The 16,647-nt window shown below is 71.4% G+C and carries 16 protein-coding genes; 10 read left to right on the forward strand and 6 right to left on the reverse strand.

From position 1 onward, the window contains the following. Positions 1 to 22: 22 nt before the first annotated feature. On the reverse strand, positions 23 to 1,474 hold the full coding sequence (locus tag ACIRB7_RS22050) for an amidase (RefSeq protein ID WP_403601206.1): 1,452 nt from the start codon (positions 1,472 to 1,474) through the stop codon (positions 23 to 25). Between the two features lie 153 nt (positions 1,475 to 1,627). Then, positions 1,628 to 2,692: an Lrp/AsnC family transcriptional regulator gene (locus ACIRB7_RS22055; RefSeq protein WP_403601209.1), complete on the reverse strand. Its 1,065-nt coding sequence runs from the start codon at positions 2,690 to 2,692 to the stop codon at positions 1,628 to 1,630. Positions 2,693 to 2,811: 119 nt separating this feature from the next. Between ACIRB7_RS22055 and ACIRB7_RS22060 the strand changes: the two genes are divergently transcribed. The 6 genes from ACIRB7_RS22060 (at position 2,812) to ACIRB7_RS22085 (ending at position 9,632) form a co-directional block, all read left to right on the forward strand. After that, on the forward strand, positions 2,812 to 4,380 hold the full coding sequence (locus ACIRB7_RS22060; protein WP_403601211.1) for an ABC transporter substrate-binding protein: 1,569 nt from the start codon (positions 2,812 to 2,814) through the stop codon (positions 4,378 to 4,380). Continuing rightward, positions 4,380 to 5,375, forward strand: a complete 996-nt coding sequence (locus ACIRB7_RS22065; protein WP_403601214.1) for an ABC transporter permease — start codon at positions 4,380 to 4,382, stop codon at positions 5,373 to 5,375. The genes ACIRB7_RS22060 and ACIRB7_RS22065 overlap by 1 nt, the downstream gene beginning before the upstream one ends. Next, positions 5,375 to 7,213 carry a dipeptide/oligopeptide/nickel ABC transporter permease/ATP-binding protein gene (locus ACIRB7_RS22070; protein WP_403601217.1) on the forward strand — a complete coding sequence of 613 codons (1,839 nt, stop codon included), beginning with the start codon at positions 5,375 to 5,377 and terminating at the stop codon, positions 7,211 to 7,213. Before ACIRB7_RS22065 ends, ACIRB7_RS22070 begins: the two co-directional genes overlap by 1 nt. Next, positions 7,210 to 8,001, forward strand: coding sequence for an ATP-binding cassette domain-containing protein (locus ACIRB7_RS22075; RefSeq protein WP_403601220.1), 792 nt, complete (start codon positions 7,210 to 7,212; stop codon positions 7,999 to 8,001). The genes ACIRB7_RS22070 and ACIRB7_RS22075 overlap by 4 nt, the downstream gene beginning before the upstream one ends. Next, on the forward strand, positions 7,998 to 9,242 hold the full coding sequence (locus tag ACIRB7_RS22080; RefSeq protein ID WP_403601223.1) for an amidohydrolase: 1,245 nt from the start codon (positions 7,998 to 8,000) through the stop codon (positions 9,240 to 9,242). Before ACIRB7_RS22075 ends, ACIRB7_RS22080 begins: the two co-directional genes overlap by 4 nt. A 93-nt stretch (positions 9,243 to 9,335) precedes the next feature. Then, a complete protein-coding gene (locus ACIRB7_RS22085) occupies positions 9,336 to 9,632 on the forward strand; it encodes a hypothetical protein (protein WP_403601226.1) in 297 nt (98 codons plus the stop codon). A gap of 338 nt (positions 9,633 to 9,970) precedes the next feature. Here ACIRB7_RS22085 and ACIRB7_RS22090 read toward each other — a convergent pair whose 3' ends face one another. From ACIRB7_RS22090 to ACIRB7_RS22105, 4 genes are all read right to left on the reverse strand, one after another. Beyond that, on the reverse strand, positions 9,971 to 10,672 hold the full coding sequence (locus ACIRB7_RS22090) for an SDR family oxidoreductase (RefSeq protein WP_403601229.1): 702 nt from the start codon (positions 10,670 to 10,672) through the stop codon (positions 9,971 to 9,973). Between the two features lie 112 nt (positions 10,673 to 10,784). Next, on the reverse strand, positions 10,785 to 11,600 hold the full coding sequence (locus ACIRB7_RS22095; RefSeq protein ID WP_403601231.1) for an oxidoreductase: 816 nt from the start codon (positions 11,598 to 11,600) through the stop codon (positions 10,785 to 10,787). A 115-nt stretch (positions 11,601 to 11,715) separates the two neighbouring features. Then, complete coding sequence (locus ACIRB7_RS22100; protein ID WP_403601234.1) at positions 11,716 to 12,285, reverse strand: TetR/AcrR family transcriptional regulator; 570 nt, start codon at positions 12,283 to 12,285, stop codon at positions 11,716 to 11,718. A 125-nt stretch (positions 12,286 to 12,410) separates the two neighbouring features. Further along, positions 12,411 to 12,650, reverse strand: coding sequence for a hypothetical protein (locus ACIRB7_RS22105; protein ID WP_403601237.1), 240 nt, complete (start codon positions 12,648 to 12,650; stop codon positions 12,411 to 12,413). Positions 12,651 to 12,678: 28 nt separating this feature from the next. Between ACIRB7_RS22105 and ACIRB7_RS22110 the strand changes: the two genes are divergently transcribed. The 4 genes from ACIRB7_RS22110 (at position 12,679) to ACIRB7_RS22125 (ending at position 16,526) form a co-directional block, all read left to right on the forward strand. Further along, positions 12,679 to 13,440, forward strand: a complete 762-nt coding sequence (locus ACIRB7_RS22110; RefSeq protein WP_403601239.1) for a DUF6193 family natural product biosynthesis protein — start codon at positions 12,679 to 12,681, stop codon at positions 13,438 to 13,440. Positions 13,441 to 13,796: 356 nt separating this feature from the next. After that, a complete protein-coding gene (locus ACIRB7_RS22115) occupies positions 13,797 to 14,426 on the forward strand; it encodes an HAD family acid phosphatase (protein WP_403601242.1) in 630 nt (209 codons plus the stop codon). Positions 14,427 to 14,661: 235 nt separating this feature from the next. Continuing rightward, the gene (locus ACIRB7_RS22120; protein WP_403601244.1) at positions 14,662 to 15,417 is read left to right on the forward strand and encodes a hypothetical protein; all 756 of its coding nucleotides are present in this window, start codon (positions 14,662 to 14,664) and stop codon (positions 15,415 to 15,417) included. A 119-nt stretch (positions 15,418 to 15,536) separates the two neighbouring features. Next, positions 15,537 to 16,526, forward strand: a complete 990-nt coding sequence (locus ACIRB7_RS22125; protein ID WP_403601826.1) for an ATP-binding cassette domain-containing protein — start codon at positions 15,537 to 15,539, stop codon at positions 16,524 to 16,526. Positions 16,527 to 16,647 lie beyond the last annotated feature (121 nt).

The following is a 16,647-nucleotide window of genomic DNA, read 5'->3' on the forward strand; positions in this document are numbered from 1 at the left end:
GTTGCGCCGGTGCCGGCCGTGGTTACGACAGGTGGTCTTCGATCTGCGCGAACGACCAGGGGCGGAGGGTCTCCAGGGCCTTGCCGACGCGGAAGACGGCCGGGTCGTCGTAGGGGTGGCCGACGATCTGGAGGCCGGTGGGGATTCCCCAGCTCGACATGCCGGAGGGGACGTTGAGGACGGGGCAGCGGTTGTTGATGTTGAAGGGGGTGGTCATGGCGCTCCACAGGGTGTCGGCCACCTCCTTGCCGTGCACCACGACCTTGTCGCCCGCGAGGTCGTCGCCCGCGTGCCAGCCGGGGATGGCGGTGGTGGGGCAGATCAGGGCGTCGAATCCGGCCATGGCGGTGGCGAGCCCGCGTTGCAGCCGGTGCTCGGCGCGCAGGGAGTCGAGGTAGCTGACCTGGGTGCGGGCGAACGTCATGGTGTCGGCGAAAGCGACCGCGTACGGGCTCAGCATGTCGCGGTGGGTTTCGGCGGCCTCGATGACGAGGGTGCCGAAGATGGTGGAGAAGTGCCCGGCGATCGCGGTCAGCAGGTCGAGGTGGGTCCAGGGGAGGGTGATCTCCTCCACGTGCGCGCCGGCGTCGGCGAGCGCCTGGGCGGTGGCGCGCGTGTTGGCCTCGATCTCCGGGTGGACGTCGTACTCGCCGAGGCGGACGCACAGGGCGATCCGCATGCCGGTGACGTCCGCGTACGAGGTGGGCAGGGTCAGCTTGGGGCGGATCGAGGTGTGGTCGCGGGGGTCGGGGCCGGCCAGGACGTTCTGGAAGGCGATGACGTCGTCGACCGTGCGGGCCATGGGCCCGTCGCCGCGGTAGTGGTCGGCCGTGAGTACGCCGAGCCCGGGATTGCGGCCGTAGGGGGCCTTGAAGCCGACGGTTCCGGTGAACGCGGCCGGAATGCGGGTGGAGCCGCCGATGTCGGAGGCCGAGGCGAGCAGGGTCGTGCCGGCGGCGAGGGACGCGCCCGCGCCGCCGGAGGAGCCGCCGGGGGTGAAGTCGGGGTTCCACGGGTTGCGGGTGACGCCCCACATACGGGAGTGGGTGTAGGTGGCGAGGGAGAACTCGGGGGTGGTGGTACGGGCGTGGATGATGCCGCCCGCGTCGAGGACGCGGTCGACGACGGGGGCGTTCTCGGTGGCGACCTGGCCCTTCCTGGTGAGGGAGCCCTCGGTCAGGGTGCGGCCCAGGATGGCGTGCTTCTCCTTGGCCGCGACCGGGATGCCCTCCAGGGGGCGGGGGGTGAGACCGTTCTTGCCGAGATAGCGGTCCTCGGCGTGCCGGGCCTGCTCCAGGGCCTCGTCGAAGAGGCGCTCGGTGAAGGCGTTGATCCGCGGTTCGATCTTCTCGGCGCGTTCGGCGACGGCTCGCATCAGCTCGACGGGGGAGACCTCGCGGTGGGCGAAGAGCCGGAGGGCCTCGGTGGCGCTGAGGTGGACGAGGTCGTCGCCGGCGGGCGGCTTGCTGGGCATGAGTGTGTCCCTCTCGGGTCTTGGGCTGAGGCCGGTCGGCCGTCCGGCGGTGGTGCCTCAGCCTCGGGTACCCGTCCCACTCGCCCTGCGGATTGCACGGATCCGCCAGAGCCAGCAGCCGCGTGCGGGAAACCGCAGCCCGCTGAGAGGGGATCAGACGATCGGGTGCCACAGGTCGATCGGGACGCAGCCGGTGCTGCGGCCGTCGTCTCCGAGCAGGCGGCCCATGCGTTTGACCCAGAGCAGGGTGACCGTGCGGTTCAGCACCCGCAGCGAGGGGATCCGTGCGGCTGCCTGGGCCTCGTAGCGGGCGAGGTCGTCCAGGGAGTGCAGCCACGCGACGCTCAGCAGGTTGGCCTCGGAGGACACCGACGCCGCCATGCGGGTGTTCCGCAGCCGGGTCAACTCCTCTCCGGCCGTCGTGAGCTGCGCGGGCGGCACGGACATCCAGAGCGTCGCCGAACTGCGCCATCCCGCGTGCAGGTGGGCGGTGTCGCAGCGCAGCACCGCTTTGCCGCCGTGGAGCAGCGAGTGCAGCAGCCGCCGTACCGTCGACTCGGGGCGGTCCAACTCGGCGGCGATCGAGGCGACGGAGCGGCGGCCGTCCCCGGCGAGGGCGAGCAGCAGGGCGCGGTCCTCGGGGCTCAGGGTCGCGGTGGCGGTGTGGGAGGCGCTGTCCTCGGTCTCCGCCAGATCGCGCCGCTGGTCGCGGGAGAGCGAGTCCATGCGCCACTCGCTTCCGTCCTGGTGCAGGTGCTGCACCAGGTGGGTGCGGGTGGCGGTCACCGCCTCGTCGCGGCCGAGAGCGAGGACGTAAGCGGTCATCAACGACTTCGTCGCCGTGGCCACCGTCAGCAGCAGGTCGCACGATCCCGCCACGAGTTCCACGCTCGTCGCCTGCGGGTGTCGGGCGAGCCGCCCGGCCAGGGCCTCCCGGGCCTGGGGCACGCACGACACCTCGATCAAGGCGAGAGCGCCGTACGTCACTTGGGAGGGAGCCGCGTGGCAGGTGATCCACGCCTCGCCGGAATCGCGCAGCCGGGCCCAGCGTCGTGAGAGCGTCGCCGCGTCCACGCCGAGGGGGCGGGCCAGCTGCGCCCATGGGGCGCGGGGTGCCAGTTGCAGGGCGTTGACGAGCGCGAGATCGAGTTCATCGAGTGTTCCCCGCGACGGGGTGGTGCCCCCGGCCGGGTCGACGGACGCTGCGGATTCATGCATGCGATCACCTTTCCCGTGCGGATTCTTGCAATTTCGAGGTGGGGAGGGAAGTGGCCTGTTTTGTATCCCGCATCACACCGCAGCACCGCCCTCCCACCCTCAGCCCTGGGGAGTCCTCCATGCACCGTTCGCGGTTCCTCGCCTGCTCCATCACGGTCGCCGCCACGTCCCTCCTGGCCTCCGCCTGCACCACCGGCTCCGCCGACGGGCCGTCGTCGAGCGGCGACACGAGCGGGGGCACCGTCAAGGTCGGCGTCACCTCCGACGTCAGCTCGTTCGACCCGGCGAAGGGCGCGGGCGCGACGGACTACGTGATGACGTCGCTGCTGTACCAGCCGCTGATCGGGCAGGACGACGGAGGCACCTTCGTCGCGGGTCTGGCCGAGACCTGGACGTCCACGCCGACGAAGACGACCCTGACCTTGAAGAAGAGACTGACCTGCTCCGACGGCTCCCCGCTGACCGCCACGCAGGTAGTCGCCTCCCTGCAGCGCTACCGGGCGACCTCGGCCGGAGCCCTGCTCACCTTCGGCGCCGCGAACGCCGGCGAGAAGACCACGATCACGGGCGACGACGCGGCCGGGAGCGTCACCATCACCACCGCCACCCCGTGGGGTGAGGTCTTGAGCGGCCTGTCCAGCACCGGCGCCGGGATCGTCTGCAAGGCCGGTCTCGACGCGGGGGCCGCCGCGCTCGCCCAGGGCGCCGTCAAGGGCGCGGCCTCCGGCCCGTACGAGATGGCGACGGCCCGGCGTGGAGCCTCGTACGAACTGCGGCTGCGCAAGGGCTTCGACGCGTACCCGCGCTACGCCTCGATGCCCGCCGGAAAGCCGGCCGACACGCTGCGGATCCAGATCGCGAAGAACGAGTCGACCCTCGCCAACCAGCTGCAGACCGGCGCCCTCGACCTGGCCCCCATCACCGGCACGGACGCCGCACGGTTCACCGGCAAGACCGGGTACGCGATCAGGTCGACGCCGTTCATCCGCAACTACATCGCCTTCAACCAGCGCCCCGGGCACCCTGGCGCCGACCCCGAGATCCGCAAGGCGGTCGCACAGGCCGTCAGTGCCTCCGCTTTCAACAAGGTCTTCGGCGGCGCCGGACAGACCATGACCTCGTACGTGGACGAGAAGGCCGCCTGCGTCTCCACCGACACCACCCTGCTGACCACGACCGACCCGGCCGCGGCGAAGAAGACCCTCGCAGGGGTGTCCCTCAAGCTGGAGGGGACCAACGGCGTCGCAGGCGGCGCCGGCAACTCCTACGTCGCGGAGGCCCTGCGCGCCGCCGGCGCCGAGGTGAAGCTCACCAACGCCGACAACGCCACCTGGGCCACCGACGTCACCGCGAACCAGGGCGACTGGGATGTCACCGTCTTCCCCCTGATCAGCGGCACCCTCGCGCGCGGCGGCAGCTACTTCCTGGGACCCGAGCCGGCCCAGGGCGGCCAGAACTACGGCGCGGTGAGGAACACGGCGTACGCCGAGAACTACGTCGCGGCCACGTCCACCACCGATCAGGGCGCCAAGTGCGCCGCCTGGCAGAAGGCCCAGGAGGCGCTGCTCAAGGCGAACCACGTGATCCCGCTCGCCACGGTCAACGTGCACTACGTCGCCCGCAAGGGAATCTCCTTCGCGATGCCGGGCGGACTCCTGACCGTCTCCACGCTCAGGGTCGCCCGCTGATGGCGGCGACAATGACCGGCAAACCGGCAGCGGGGGCCGGGCGCGCGACGGCGCTCGGCCCCTGGGGCACCTTCCTCGTCCGGCGTCTTGTCGGGCTCGTCGCCGTCGCGGTCACGCTCGTCGTCGGCACGTTCCTGATGGTGCAGCTCATCCCCGGCGACCCGGCGCGCGTGGTCGCGGGCGCCGACGCGACGCCCGCCGACGTGGAGCTGGCCCGCCACGAACTGGGCCTGGACCGGCCCCTGCCGGCGCAGTTCGGAACGTACGCGAGCGGCCTGCTCCGTGGCGACCTGGGCACGGCCTTCCAGACGAAGGAGCCCGTCGCCGAGATCATCGGCAGCCGCCTGCCCTTCACCGCCGAGATCGCGTTCCTCTCCGTCCTGGTGGTGCTGGTGCTCGCCGTGCCGATCGGCCTCGCCGTCGCCGCACGGGGCAGCCGGCGCACCGATGGCGCGTTCACCTTCGTCACCGGCCTGGTCGGCGCCACACCCGAGTACATCATCGGAACCCTCCTCGTCCTCGGCTTCGCGATCAGACTGGGCTGGCTCCCGGCGGCGGGCGCCGAGACGGTGACGTCGATGGTGCTTCCCATCGCCGCGCTGGTCCTGCCCGGGACCTGCGTCATGGCCCGCATCGTGCGCAGCGAGGCCGCACACGTCCTCGCCCAGGACTACATGCGCACCGCGCGCGGACGCCGCCTGCCCTCGCTGCGCCTGTACGCCCGCCATGCCCTGCCCAATCTGCTGACCGCCACGCTCACCCTCGGCGGGCTGATCCTCGCCGGGCTGCTCGGCGGCACGGTCGTCGTGGAGACGGTCTTCGCCTGGCCCGGCATCGGCCAGCGGGTCGTCGAGGCGCTCCTCGTGCGCGACTACCCCGTGATCCAGGGCTGCGTCCTGGTCCTGGGGCTCCTCGCGGCTCTGCTCAACCTGCTCGTCGACGTCGTCCTCGCGCTGCTCGACCCGCGCACCCTGGCCGGAAAGGGAGGCCGCTGATGCGACGCATACGGTGGAACACGCCTCTGGTGGTGGCCCTCAGCGGCCTCGGACTGATCGCTCTCCTCGGCGTCGCCGCCCCCTTCCTCTGGGAGCAGGAGGCGACCGCGCTGAGCGGAGCCGCCCGCGCGCCCGCGAGCGCCGAGCACTGGCTCGGCACCGACGCCCTCGGCCGCGACGTACTGGCCCGCACCCTGGTCGCCACCCGCCTCACCCTGGAGATGTCCCTCGCCGCGACCGCGATCGCCTCGGTGGCGGGCATCCTGCTCGGCACCGTCGTGTGGGTATCGGGCCGTCGCGTACGGGAGCTGGGGCTGCGCCTGATCGACGTGATGATCTGCTATCCGGCGCTCCTGCTGGCGATGGTGATCGCCACTGTCCTCGGCACGGGGCCCACCGCCTCGATCCTCGCGATCGGCCTGGGCGGCGCACCCGCGTTCGCCCGTCTGACCGCGAACATGGCGGCCTCGGTCGCCCAGCGCGACTTCGTGACGCAGGCCCGCCTGATGGGCGTACCGCCCTCTCGCCTGCTCGCCCGCCACCTGCTGCCCAACATCTCCGGGCCGCTGCTCATCCTGCTCTCGGTGGCCTTCGCGAACGTGCTCGTCGCGCTGTCCGGCCTGTCCTTCCTGGGGGTCGGCGTGCAGTCGCCGGACTACGACTGGGGGTCGCTGCTCAACTCCGGCCTGGAGTCGCTCTACACCAATCCGGCCGAGGCGGTCGGCCCGGTGGCGGCCATCACGCTCACCGGCGTCCTCGCGGGCTTCGTCGGCGACGGCCTCGCCACGGCACTCGACCCGCGCGGCGGTGGTGCGAAAGCCAGGACGAGGCGCACTGCCGCGGTGTCCCCGAGCTCGCTCCGGGCACCCGCGGACGCCCTGCTGAAGGTGGACGGCCTCGTCGTCGCCCTGCCCGACGGCACCCGTCTCGTCGACGGCGTGTCCTTTCACGTCGCGCCCGGCGAGATCGTCGGCCTCGTCGGAGAGTCCGGTTCCGGAAAGTCGTTGACCGCGATGAGCATGGCCCGGCTCCTGCCGGAGGGGCTGTCCGCGCACGCGGCGGAACTGACCCTGGACGACCTCGACCTGGCAGGCCCCGAAGCCGACCCGAGGCGCCTGGCCACCGAGATCGGCATCGTCTACCAGGACCCGTCGGCCTCCTTCAACCCGGCCCTGAAGATGGGCGGTCAGCTGACCGAGACACTCCGCGTGCACCGGCGTGCCGGCAGGGCGGAGGCGTACAAGCGCGCCGTCGACGCCCTTGAACAGGTGCGGATCGAGAACCCGGACCGGGTCGTGAAGCAGTACCCGCACGAGTTGTCCGGCGGCATGCGGCAGCGCGCGATGATTGCCGCCGCCCTCCTGCCCGGTCCACGGCTGATCGTCGCCGACGAACCGACCACCGCCCTCGACGTGACCGTCCAGGCCGACGTCCTCGACCTCCTGAAGGACATCAACCGCACGCACGGCACGAGCATGCTCTTCATCTCCCACGACATCGGCGTGATCGGCACGGTCTGCCACCGCGTCGTGGTGATGTACGCCGGCCGTGTCGTCGAGGAGCTGCCCGCGGCCGACCTGCGGGCCGGCCGTGCCCGGCACCCCTACACCAAGGCCCTGCTGGCTGCGAGTCCGCGCCTCCAGGACACGAGCGCCGAGGAACGCGCACTGCTCGCCACGATCCCGGGCCGACCGCCGGCGCCCGCCGACCGACCGGCCGGCTGCGCGTTCGCCGACCGCTGCCCGGTGGTGCTCGACGGCCTCTGCGCGACCGAACGACCGGACCTCACGGACGCCGTCGCCTGCCATGCCGTACACCAGGAGGTGCAGCCCGTATGACCATGTCCCCCCACAAGCTGGCCGTCGAGGATCTGACCGTCACCTTCGGGCACGGCAGGCGCGCCCGCGACGTACTGCACGGCGTGTCCACCGGCGTCCGGGCCGGGCAGACGCTCGGCCTGGTCGGCGAGTCCGGATCGGGCAAGTCGACGATCGCCAAGGCGATCGTCGGCATCCACCCCGTCCGCGCAGGCCGCATCACCCTCGACGGAGAAGACCTCACCGGCCTCAAGGGGAGGGAGCTCGTCGCCGTGCGCCGCCGGGTACAGCTCGTCTCCCAGGACCCGTACGCCTCGCTCAACCCGCGCATGACCGTCGGTGAGGCCATCGCCGAGGCCGTCGACCCCGTGCGGGCCGACGCCAGGAAACACGCGGCGACGGTCGAACGGTGGCTGGAGACCGTCGCGCTGGACGGCTCGGCAGCCGGCAAGTACCCGCACGAGTTCTCCGGCGGCCAGCGCCAGCGCATCGCCGTGGCCCGGGCCCTGGCCGTGGAACCCGAAGTGGTGATCGCCGACGAGATCACCTCGGCCCTGGACGCCTCCGTGCAGGCCGAGGTTCTCAACCTCCTTGAGGAGCTGCGGCGTTCACTGTCCCTGACGATGGTCTTCATCTCCCACGATCTGGCCGTCGTCCGCCACGTCAGCGACGAGGTCGCCGTCCTGCGCCAGGGCGAACTGGTGGAGCAGGGGCCGGTGCGCGACGTGTACGGCGCACCCCGGCACCCCTACACCCGACGCCTGCTGGCGAGCGTGCCGACATTCGACGACAAGGAGACAGCAGCATGAACGAGTCGAACGCCGCCGCCGTCCGCCTCACTCGGGAGATCACCTCCGGCCTGAAGCCCGCCGCACTGGAGGACTTCTACCGGGACCTGCACCGCCACCCCGAACTCGCCTTCCAGGAACACCGCACCGCCGGGAAGCTCGCCGCCCGTCTGCGCGCGGCCGACTACGACGTGACGGAAGGCGTCGGCCGTACTGGTGTGGTCGGCGTCCTCGCGAACGGCGACGGCCCCGTCGTCTGGCTGCGTGGTGACATGGACGCACTTCCGGTCCAGGAGGCCACTGGACTGGAGTACGCCTCCACCGTCGACGGAGTCATGCACGCCTGCGGCCACGACCTGCATGTCACCTGGCTCGTCGGTGCCGCCGAGGCGCTGGCCGCCGCCCGTGACACCTGGTCCGGCACGCTGGTCGTCATCGGGCAGCCCGCCGAGGAGTCCGGCGGCGGCGCGTCGGCCATGGTCGCCGCCGGGCTGCACACCCGCTTCCCCCGCCCCGACTCCCTGCTCGGCCAGCACGTCACGCCCGGCCTCGCCGGGTTCTACCCGCACACCCCGGGCCTCACCATGTCGGCCTCCGACGACATCGACGTCGTCGTGCACGGCGTAGGCGGCCACGGCTCACGCCCCGAGTCGACGATCGACCCGATCGTCACGGCCGCCTACATCGTCACCCGCCTGCAGACCGTGGTGTCGCGTGAGGTCGCGGCGGCGCACTCGGTGGTGCTGACGGTGGGACAGTTCCACGCCGGTACGAAACACAACATCATCCCCGCCGAGGCCCGGCTCTCCCTCAACCTGCGCACCCAGGACCCGCAGGTGCGCCACCGGGTCATCGGAGCCGTCCGCCGCATCGTCGCGGGCGAGTGCCGCACCGCCGGCTGCCCGGTTCCGCCCGAGGTCACGCTCCGGCCCGGCTACCCGAACACCGTCAACGACGCCGCGCTCGACGGGCAGATCGCGGCCGTGCACCGCGAACTCTTCGGCGCTGAAACGGTGTTCGACTTCGGCCCGGCGATGGGCAGCGAGGACTTCTCCCTCCTGGCACCCGACGGCGTCCCGTACGACTACTGGTACGTCACCTCGACCCCGCCCGACGTGTGGGAGGCGGCCCCCGGCACGGACATCGCCGAGAAGATCGGCGACGTACCGGGCAACCACAGCCCGCTGTTCGCCCCCGACCCGTCGGTACTCGTGCCGGGTGCCCGGACACTGGTGGCGGCGGCGCTGAGCCGCCTGGCGTGAGCGGACTCACGCAGGCACCTACCCGGTCCCTCCGTGGGACCTGACCCGCGCCCGACGCGACCACACGAGCACCGAAGGAAGAAAGGGATCCGCATGACTTCGGCCGTGCCCAGCTGGCAGACCAGAGCGGTCGGCAAGCTCCTGCGGCTGCGCGGAGGCAAGAAGGTGCTCACGTCCGCGGACCACACTCGCGCCCGCGTCGCTCAGCGTGCGCTGCGCCCCGCTCCGTACGCGCCGCCGAAATCGCTGGAGGGCAGGACCGCCCTCACGGTCGACCTCCAGGGCGACTGGCCCCTGTACGACATCGTCCCGGCCACCGAAGGGGCGAGCCGACGGGTGGTGTACCTGCACGGCGGCTGCTACCTCTTCGAGATCCTCCCCGCCCACTGACGATTCGTCGCCCAGCTCGCCCGCCGCGCCCCGGCGCGGGTCACTGTGCCGATCTACCCCTGGCCCCGCGCCGCCACGCCTCCGACCTGGTTCCCGCCACCGCGAGCCTTCTGGCCCGCGTGATCGAGGAGGCCGGGCCGGACAACGTGATCCTTGTCCGGGCGCAGCATCGCCGCGGGCCAGGCGACGGGTGCGCCCGCTCTCCGGCCAGCCGTGCAGCAGCAGGACCAGGGGCCCCTGCCCCTGCTCGGCGATGTGCAGTCTGACTCCGTTCACGTCGATGAAGCGGTGGGTGAGCGAACTTTCCTCAGGGGTTCCTTTTACGTATGGGTGCGCGCTCAGTTCTTCAACTGCGCGTACAGGGCTTCCAGGTCGGCGGACAGCTGCGACTTGACCCAGCGGGTGGTGTCGTCGGCCAGCACCTCGTGGGCCCCCGCCTCGATGCCGTCGAGCGCGGCCACGGCGACGTCGCGGGGGTCGGCCTTGGGCGCGTCGAGGCCCGACGTCATGTCGGTGTCCACGTAAGCCACGTGGAGTCCGGTCACCGCGATGCCGCGCGGCCGCAACTCCAGGCGCAGAGAGTTGGTCTGCGACCACAGGGCGGCCTTGGAAGCGCTGTAGGGCGTGCCGTCGGCCAGCCAGGACAGGGCGGAGTGGACGTTGAGGATGTGGCCACCGCCATTGCGCTCGATGATCGGAGCGAAGGCCCGGGTGATCAGCAGCGGCCCGTAGAAGTTGGTCTCCAGATCCCTGCGCACGTCGTCCATCGGGGAGTCGAGGTACGAGGCGCCGACCGAGGCGCCGGCGTTGTTGATCAGGACGGTGACGTCCTGGGCCCGCTCGGCGGCGGCCCTCACGGATGCGGGGTCGGTGACCTCGAGAGCCAGGGGAACGGCACCCGGGTGCGTCACCGTGCGCGGGTCACGGGCCGTGGCATAGACCTTGCCCGCTCCGCGCCGGTAGAGCTCCTCGACCAGCATCTTGCCTATGCCCCGGCCGCCTCCGGTGACGAGGACGGTGGCGCCTTCGATTGCTGTCACGACTATCTGCAAAGAGTAGGAAACCGATCGGTTTCATCGACTGTAAACCGATCGGTTTCATGACGCAAGCCGGGTCGGGTCCGTTCGGCTCGGCGTCGGACGGGGGCAGGCGTCAGCCGGTCAGGCGGTTGAGCTTGCGGATCTGCTGGTCGAAGACCCCGGCGGGAGCCATGTGGCGCAGCATGCGCGCGCGACCGGCCACGGGGCCGGCGGTGTAGCGCAGCTTCGGCTTCGGGTCGGTCGCCGCCGCGACGATCGCCTTGGCCACGACAGCGGGGTCGTCGCCGGCCTTGATCGCGTCCGCCATCAAGCGGTCGAAGGCGTGCCGCCGCTCGTCGTAGACCGGCAGGGGCGTGTCGGGTCGGGGGCTGTTGGACTCGAATCCGGTGCTGGTGTAGGCGGGTTGGACGAGAAGCGCCCGGACGCCCTGCTCGCGGACCTCGTGGTCCAGGGACTCGGTGTACCCCTCGACGGCGTGCTTGGACGCGGCGTAGACGGCCATGTGCGGCGAGGGGAGGAAGCCGACCACGGAGGACACGTTGATGATGCGTCCACGCCCCCGGGCGCGCATGTGCGGCAGGACCGCCTTCACCATGCGCATCACGCCGAAGACGTTGACGTCGAAGACCGCCTGGGCCTGTGAGACGGAGTTCTCCTCGGCCGCGCCCATCAAACCCGTACCGGCGTTGTTGACCAGGGCATCGATCCGGCCGAACCGGTCGACCACCTGCTGGACCACGGCTGCGGCCGACGCGTCGCCCGCCACGTCGAGGTCGAGGAAGGTGACGCCGTCGAGCGGGGTGACGCGGGAGGTGTCGCGGCTTGTGCCGACCACCTCGAACCCCGCTTCGACCAGCGCGAGCGCGGCGGCCTTCCCGATGCCGGACGACGCACCCGTCACGAGGGCCACCGGCCGATGTGTGCTCATCATGCACTCCCGGACGCAATAGAAAAACCGTTCGGTTTCCTCAACGGTAAACCGATCGGTTTCACAATGCAAGGTCGGGGGCCGGCCGTCGCAGGCCGCTCGGGGAGGCGGCGCGTCAGTGCACGCCTGCCGCGTCGAGAAGGGTTGCCACCGTGGGGGCGATGAGCCCCGTGAGGTGGTCGGCTCCGATCCCCGCGCGGGCACTGGCGCCGTCGAAGACGAGGCTGAGCTGCCGGGCCAGCAGGTCGGGGTCGCCGGCGCCGCCCTGCTCGGCCTCGGTACGGAAGAAGGACGTCAGCCCTCCCTTGACCCGGTGGGCCACTTGGCTCGCCGGATGACTCTGGTCCTTGAGTTCGATCTGCACGGCCAGGTATCGGCAGCCCCGGAACTCGGGTGCGCCCGCCTGTGCTTCCACCTGCTCGAAGACGTGCAGGATCCGCTCGCGCGGCGAACGGTCGTCGTCCGCCGCGGGTAGGAGGGTTGCCACGAAGGCGGAAGCGCGCTCCTCCAGGCTCGCCGCCAGCAGTTCGTCCTTGCTCTCGAACAGCTGATACATGGAGCGCTTCGACACTCCCGCCGCCTTGCACAGCGCCTCGATGCCGATGCCGACACCGTCTCGATAGGTGAGCGTGGCCGCCGCCTCCAGCAGCCGATCTCGGGGGCTTGGCTTCACTTCGGTGCTCATATGGTGAGGTTAACCCGATTCCGACCAAAAGAAAACCGATCGGTTTACGCGCCCGCTGTCATCGGCACACCGTCGGCATCGGGTGAATCAGCCGGTGTCCCCGCGACGCCTCGGTGCATCCGGGCTCAGTGGGTGATCACGGGCTCACCCTCCGACGACGCCAGAGCCCGGTTCGGAATCAGGAGCGCCGAAAGCACCGCGCCGACCACGACAATCCCGGCGCCCCACGCCAGGGTGGCTGTGTAGCCCTCGACCCCGGCCTGCGCCACGGTCAGCGCGCCTGGCTTGTGCGAGGTCAGCGGTGTCCTCGCGCCGGGAGCGGGCGCGGCTACCCGACCCTCGCCCACCTCCTCGCCGAATAGCATGATCAGTCGGACGAGAGGAAGATCATCTGTGAGCGCACAGTCCTCGCACGACGGGCCCAAGCTGGATGTCGCGATCTACCCGGAGCTCAGCCCCGACGCCGGCGACCCGAGCGCTGGGCTGCGGCGCTTCGCAGAAGCGGCCGGAATCACCCTGGCGCGCTTGCGCTTCGCGGAAGGGGCATCGGCGTCTCGCGGGCCAGTCACCCTCGTCGTCGAAAGAGGCCGCGGCAACGTCCATGTCGCCCTGGACCGCAACCGGCACGAGATCCGGGTCGACCTGACGATGCCCTGGCTGGGGGCGGCCCTCTCCGGGGACGCCGAGACGCTGACGGACGCGGCGCAGGCGATCGACGACTGGCAGCGTGGCGAGCCGCTCACCGTGATCGCCGGCCGGCGGCCATGGCTCACCGCCTCCCCGCGCGCAGTGGCACACGAGGAGGGGCGCGCCGTCGAGTACGCGTGGGACATGGCGAGGGCTGCGGCCGCCGGCCAAGGGAATGGCCCTCTCGTGGAGGAGGCGTACAACACTCCGGAGCTTCGCCGGCTCGTCCCGTTCCTCTCCCACGGAAGGCTCGCATTCCACCGCTCTCCCGTGCCGCCCTTCTCCCACGACCTCTTCGAGGTAGGCCCCGACGACGACGACGGCAGCTGGCGGGTCGGTAGCCAACAGGCGCCCCTCGGCACGCACACCGTTGTCACCACCGTCGCCGAAGCGATCGCCCTGGTCGTGGATGCGCTGCCCCCGGACTGCAACCCGGCCATCCAGGCCGGTGACTCCGAACTCGACTAGCGGGACGCTCGATGTCGGGGCGGGCGTAGAGGCGGCGGTCAAGGTGCGCCGGCACCCCCAGGACCTCCCGGCGCACGGCCCGAGCGTCACGCCCGCGGCCGACTGGGCGACGCCGCCCGGCGGATGGGCTGCGCGAGCTGGGCGCCGCACTGTCGGCGGCGGTCCTTTGCCTGGCAATTAGCTGTCAGGGGACGGGCATCCGGGACACATTCGGACACCGGCCCGTGCCATCTCGGCCCCGGGGGCGACGGGCCGTCACCACTTGTGGTCACGGGCGTCGCCGTACCCTCCGCCGTCGTCCTAGCGTCCTGCCGTGACCACGGCCGCCCGGCCGCGGCCCGATACACGGAGGAAGCATGACTGCGGCAACACGGAAGACGCGTCTGGGCACCGTTCTCGCGGCGATGGCGCTGACGGTGCTCGGCGCGACCGGTACGGCGGTCGCCCAGGTTCCGGCGGGGGCGGAGCAGCGTACGGTCAGCACGACCGCCGCCGCCGGCGTCGACTACGCCACCTGGGACGCCGACGTCCGCGCCATCGTCGGCGAGGCCCGCCCCCACATCGAGAACCGCATAGCCCAGGGCGGCCAGAAGCAGGCGATCGTCCTCGACATCGACAACACGTCCCTGGAGACGCACTTCCGGCCCTTCCCGCCGACGACGCCCGTCGCGCCCGTCCTCGACCTCGCGCGCTACGCCCACGACCGCGGCGTCGCCGTCTTCTTCGTCACCGCCCGGCCCGGGTTCATCGAGCTCGTCACCAAGTCGAACCTCACCCACGTCGGCTACCCGGTGACGGGCCTCTACCAGCGCTCGTTCTCCGACCTGTTCGGCAGCACCGGCGCGTACAAGGCGGCCAAGCGGGCCGACATCGAGGCCCAGGGCTACGCGATCATCGCGAACATCGGGAACAACGCCACGGACTTCGAGGGCGGTCACTCCGAGCGCGACGTCAAGCTGCCCAACTACGACGGCCAGCTCTCCTGAGACCGGTGCCGGCGCGTGATCCGCCCCCCGTCCCGCGCCGGCTCCTCCTCCTCTGCGGCTTCCCGCATTTGCTTCGTCCTGCAACTGTTTGACCCGCTCGGAAACCCCCTCCTACCGTGGTCGTCGTTGCGGATGAACTCAAACACCAGGGGGAGCTGTGCCGAGTATTTCTGTCGATGATCCGAAAGCTGTCATTCCCACGCCCGCCGGGCGCCGTGGAAAAGTCGACCGCGGAATGTCGGACGGCGATATAGAACGGATGCTCCTGGAGGCCCGCAGACTCGTCGAGACCGCCGTCGACCGGCACCGCAGCGAAGGCCGGCTGCTGACCGCACTCGGACCCGACGAGGGCACCGAGACCGCCGAGCGCGTCGTCGGCTCCACCGTCCGCTCCCTCGCCGTCGCCCTCTCCGGCCACCACGACGAGGAGACCGTACGCCTCGTCGCCGCCGTCGGCCGGGCCGCCGCCCGCGGCGTCGATGTCAAACTGCTCGCCCGGATCGGCGTCCTCGACAACCGTCTCCTCCTGGAGCGTCTCGACAAGTACGCGCCCGGCGTCGAAGTACGGCTGGTCGGCGCGCCCCTCCAGGACACCGTCCTCTCGGACGGCCTGGTCAGCGTGGTGTGGTCGCGCACCACCGCGTCCGGCCGCGAGGCCGTCCTGATGCGCTCCCCGGCCGTCCTGCGCAATCTGCGCACCCTCTTCACGGCCTCCTGGAACGGCAGCGCCCCACTCGCCGACCACCGCCGCCTGAGCGACCGCACCCGCAGCGACGTCGCCCGCCGCATCCTGCTCGCCCTCAGCTCCGGACGTACCGACGAGGTCGCCGCCCGGGAACTCGGCATGTCCGTGCGCACCTACCGCAGGAACGTCGCCGAGATCACCCGGGAGCTCGGTGCGAACTCGCGCTTCCAGGCGGGCGCCCGCGCCGTCGAGCTCGGCCTGCTGCCGCCCGTGACGGCGGAACGCCCGGCCTGCGCCGCCGGCTGAATGGCAGCTTGCTGTAACGCACCTTGCCGCGCGAAGACCGGGGAATGTAGGAATTCGGAGGCATCTCCATTCCGTATCCAACCGCTCTCTGGGAGGAATCACATCCGGTGAACAGCGTGATGATCGAAGCGATGGAAATCAGCCGGTCCTTTGGCAGCACGCAGGCACTCGGTGGAGTCAGCTTCGGCATAGGAGAAGGGGAGGTGCTCTGTCTTCTCGGGCACAACGGTGCGGGAAAGAGCACCCTGGTGAGCATTCTCGCGACCGCCCTGCCCCCCACCTCGGGCACCGCCCGCGTCGCCGGGCACGACGTGGTCCGCGAGGCCCGCGAGGTACGCCGACGCATCGGCCTCACCGGCCAGTTCGCCGCCGTCGACGAAGGCCTCAACGGCAGGGACAACCTCGTCCTCGTCGCCCGGCTGCTCGGCGCCGACCGGGCCGGGGCCCGCCGCCGCGCCGATGAACTCCTCGACGCGTTCAGCCTCACCGCCGCCGCCGGCCGGCCCGCCGGCACGTACTCCGGGGGCATGCGCCGCCGCCTCGACCTCGCCAGCAGCTTCGTCGGCAACCCCCAGGTCCTCTTCCTCGACGAACCCACCACCGGACTCGACCCGGTCAGCCGCGGCGCCCTCTGGGACCTGGTCCGCGCCCGGGTCGCCGAGGGCACCACTGTCCTCCTCACCACGCAGTACCTGGAGGAGGCCGAACAGCTCGCCGACCGGGTCATCGTGCTCGGGCAGGGCCGGACCATCGCCGACGGCACCGTGACCGAACTCAAGGCGCGGCTCGGCGGCAGCAGCGTCCGCGCCCAGCTCGCCGACCCCGCCCGCACGGACGCGGCCGTCCAGGCGCTGGGCCGGGCCGGGCTCGACTCCCGTCCCGGCGAACCCGACGGCACGGTCGTCGTGCCCGTACGCGCCTCCGCCGCCCTCGCCGAGGTCGTCCGCGCCCTCGACGAGGCGGGCGTCGGCATCACGGAGATCTCCCTCACCGAGCCGACCCTGGACGACGTCTACCTCGCCCTGGCCGACCACACGACGGCACACACGACGGCACGCAGGACGGCCCACACGACGGTCCCCGAGCCCGGCGTCCCGGTCCCCTCCTGACGCCACCACGGTCCGGGAGGCCGACGCCTCATGAACCTCTGGATCCTCTACCAGATCTCCACCCGACCCTCCGGCCCCGTCGGCCCGCCCCCGGATTCCGGACCTGGCACGCCGGCCCGCG

The sequence above is a fragment of the Streptomyces sp. NPDC093795 genome (assembly GCF_044764665.1).
Taxonomy (GTDB): Bacteria; Actinomycetota; Actinomycetes; order Streptomycetales; family Streptomycetaceae; genus Streptomyces.

What these genes read in the sequence shown, in the direction of transcription:
- ACIRB7_RS22105 (WP_403601237.1), bottom strand. Translation starts at nt 12,650, where the DNA reads ATGCTATTCGGCGAGGAGGTGGGCGAGGGTCGGGTAGCCGCGCCCGCT.
- ACIRB7_RS22115 (WP_403601242.1), top strand. Translation starts at nt 13,797, where the DNA reads ATGACTGCGGCAACACGGAAGACGCGTCTGGGCACCGTTCTCGCGGCG.
- ACIRB7_RS22120 (WP_403601244.1), top strand. Translation starts at nt 14,662, where the DNA reads ATGTCGGACGGCGATATAGAACGGATGCTCCTGGAGGCCCGCAGACTC.
- ACIRB7_RS22050 (WP_403601206.1), bottom strand. Translation starts at nt 1,474, where the DNA reads ATGCCCAGCAAGCCGCCCGCCGGCGACGACCTCGTCCACCTCAGCGCC.
- ACIRB7_RS22095 (WP_403601231.1), bottom strand. Translation starts at nt 11,600, where the DNA reads ATGAGCACACATCGGCCGGTGGCCCTCGTGACGGGTGCGTCGTCCGGC.
- ACIRB7_RS22070 (WP_403601217.1), top strand. Translation starts at nt 5,375, where the DNA reads ATGCGACGCATACGGTGGAACACGCCTCTGGTGGTGGCCCTCAGCGGC.
- ACIRB7_RS22055 (WP_403601209.1), bottom strand. Translation starts at nt 2,692, where the DNA reads ATGCATGAATCCGCAGCGTCCGTCGACCCGGCCGGGGGCACCACCCCG.
- ACIRB7_RS22100 (WP_403601234.1), bottom strand. Translation starts at nt 12,285, where the DNA reads ATGAGCACCGAAGTGAAGCCAAGCCCCCGAGATCGGCTGCTGGAGGCG.
- ACIRB7_RS22080 (WP_403601223.1), top strand. Translation starts at nt 7,998, where the DNA reads ATGAACGAGTCGAACGCCGCCGCCGTCCGCCTCACTCGGGAGATCACC.
- ACIRB7_RS22065 (WP_403601214.1), top strand. Translation starts at nt 4,380, where the DNA reads ATGGCGGCGACAATGACCGGCAAACCGGCAGCGGGGGCCGGGCGCGCG.
- ACIRB7_RS22125 (WP_403601826.1), top strand. Translation starts at nt 15,537, where the DNA reads ATGATCGAAGCGATGGAAATCAGCCGGTCCTTTGGCAGCACGCAGGCA.
- ACIRB7_RS22075 (WP_403601220.1), top strand. Translation starts at nt 7,210, where the DNA reads ATGACCATGTCCCCCCACAAGCTGGCCGTCGAGGATCTGACCGTCACC.
- ACIRB7_RS22085 (WP_403601226.1), top strand. Translation starts at nt 9,336, where the DNA reads ATGACTTCGGCCGTGCCCAGCTGGCAGACCAGAGCGGTCGGCAAGCTC.
- ACIRB7_RS22060 (WP_403601211.1), top strand. Translation starts at nt 2,812, where the DNA reads ATGCACCGTTCGCGGTTCCTCGCCTGCTCCATCACGGTCGCCGCCACG.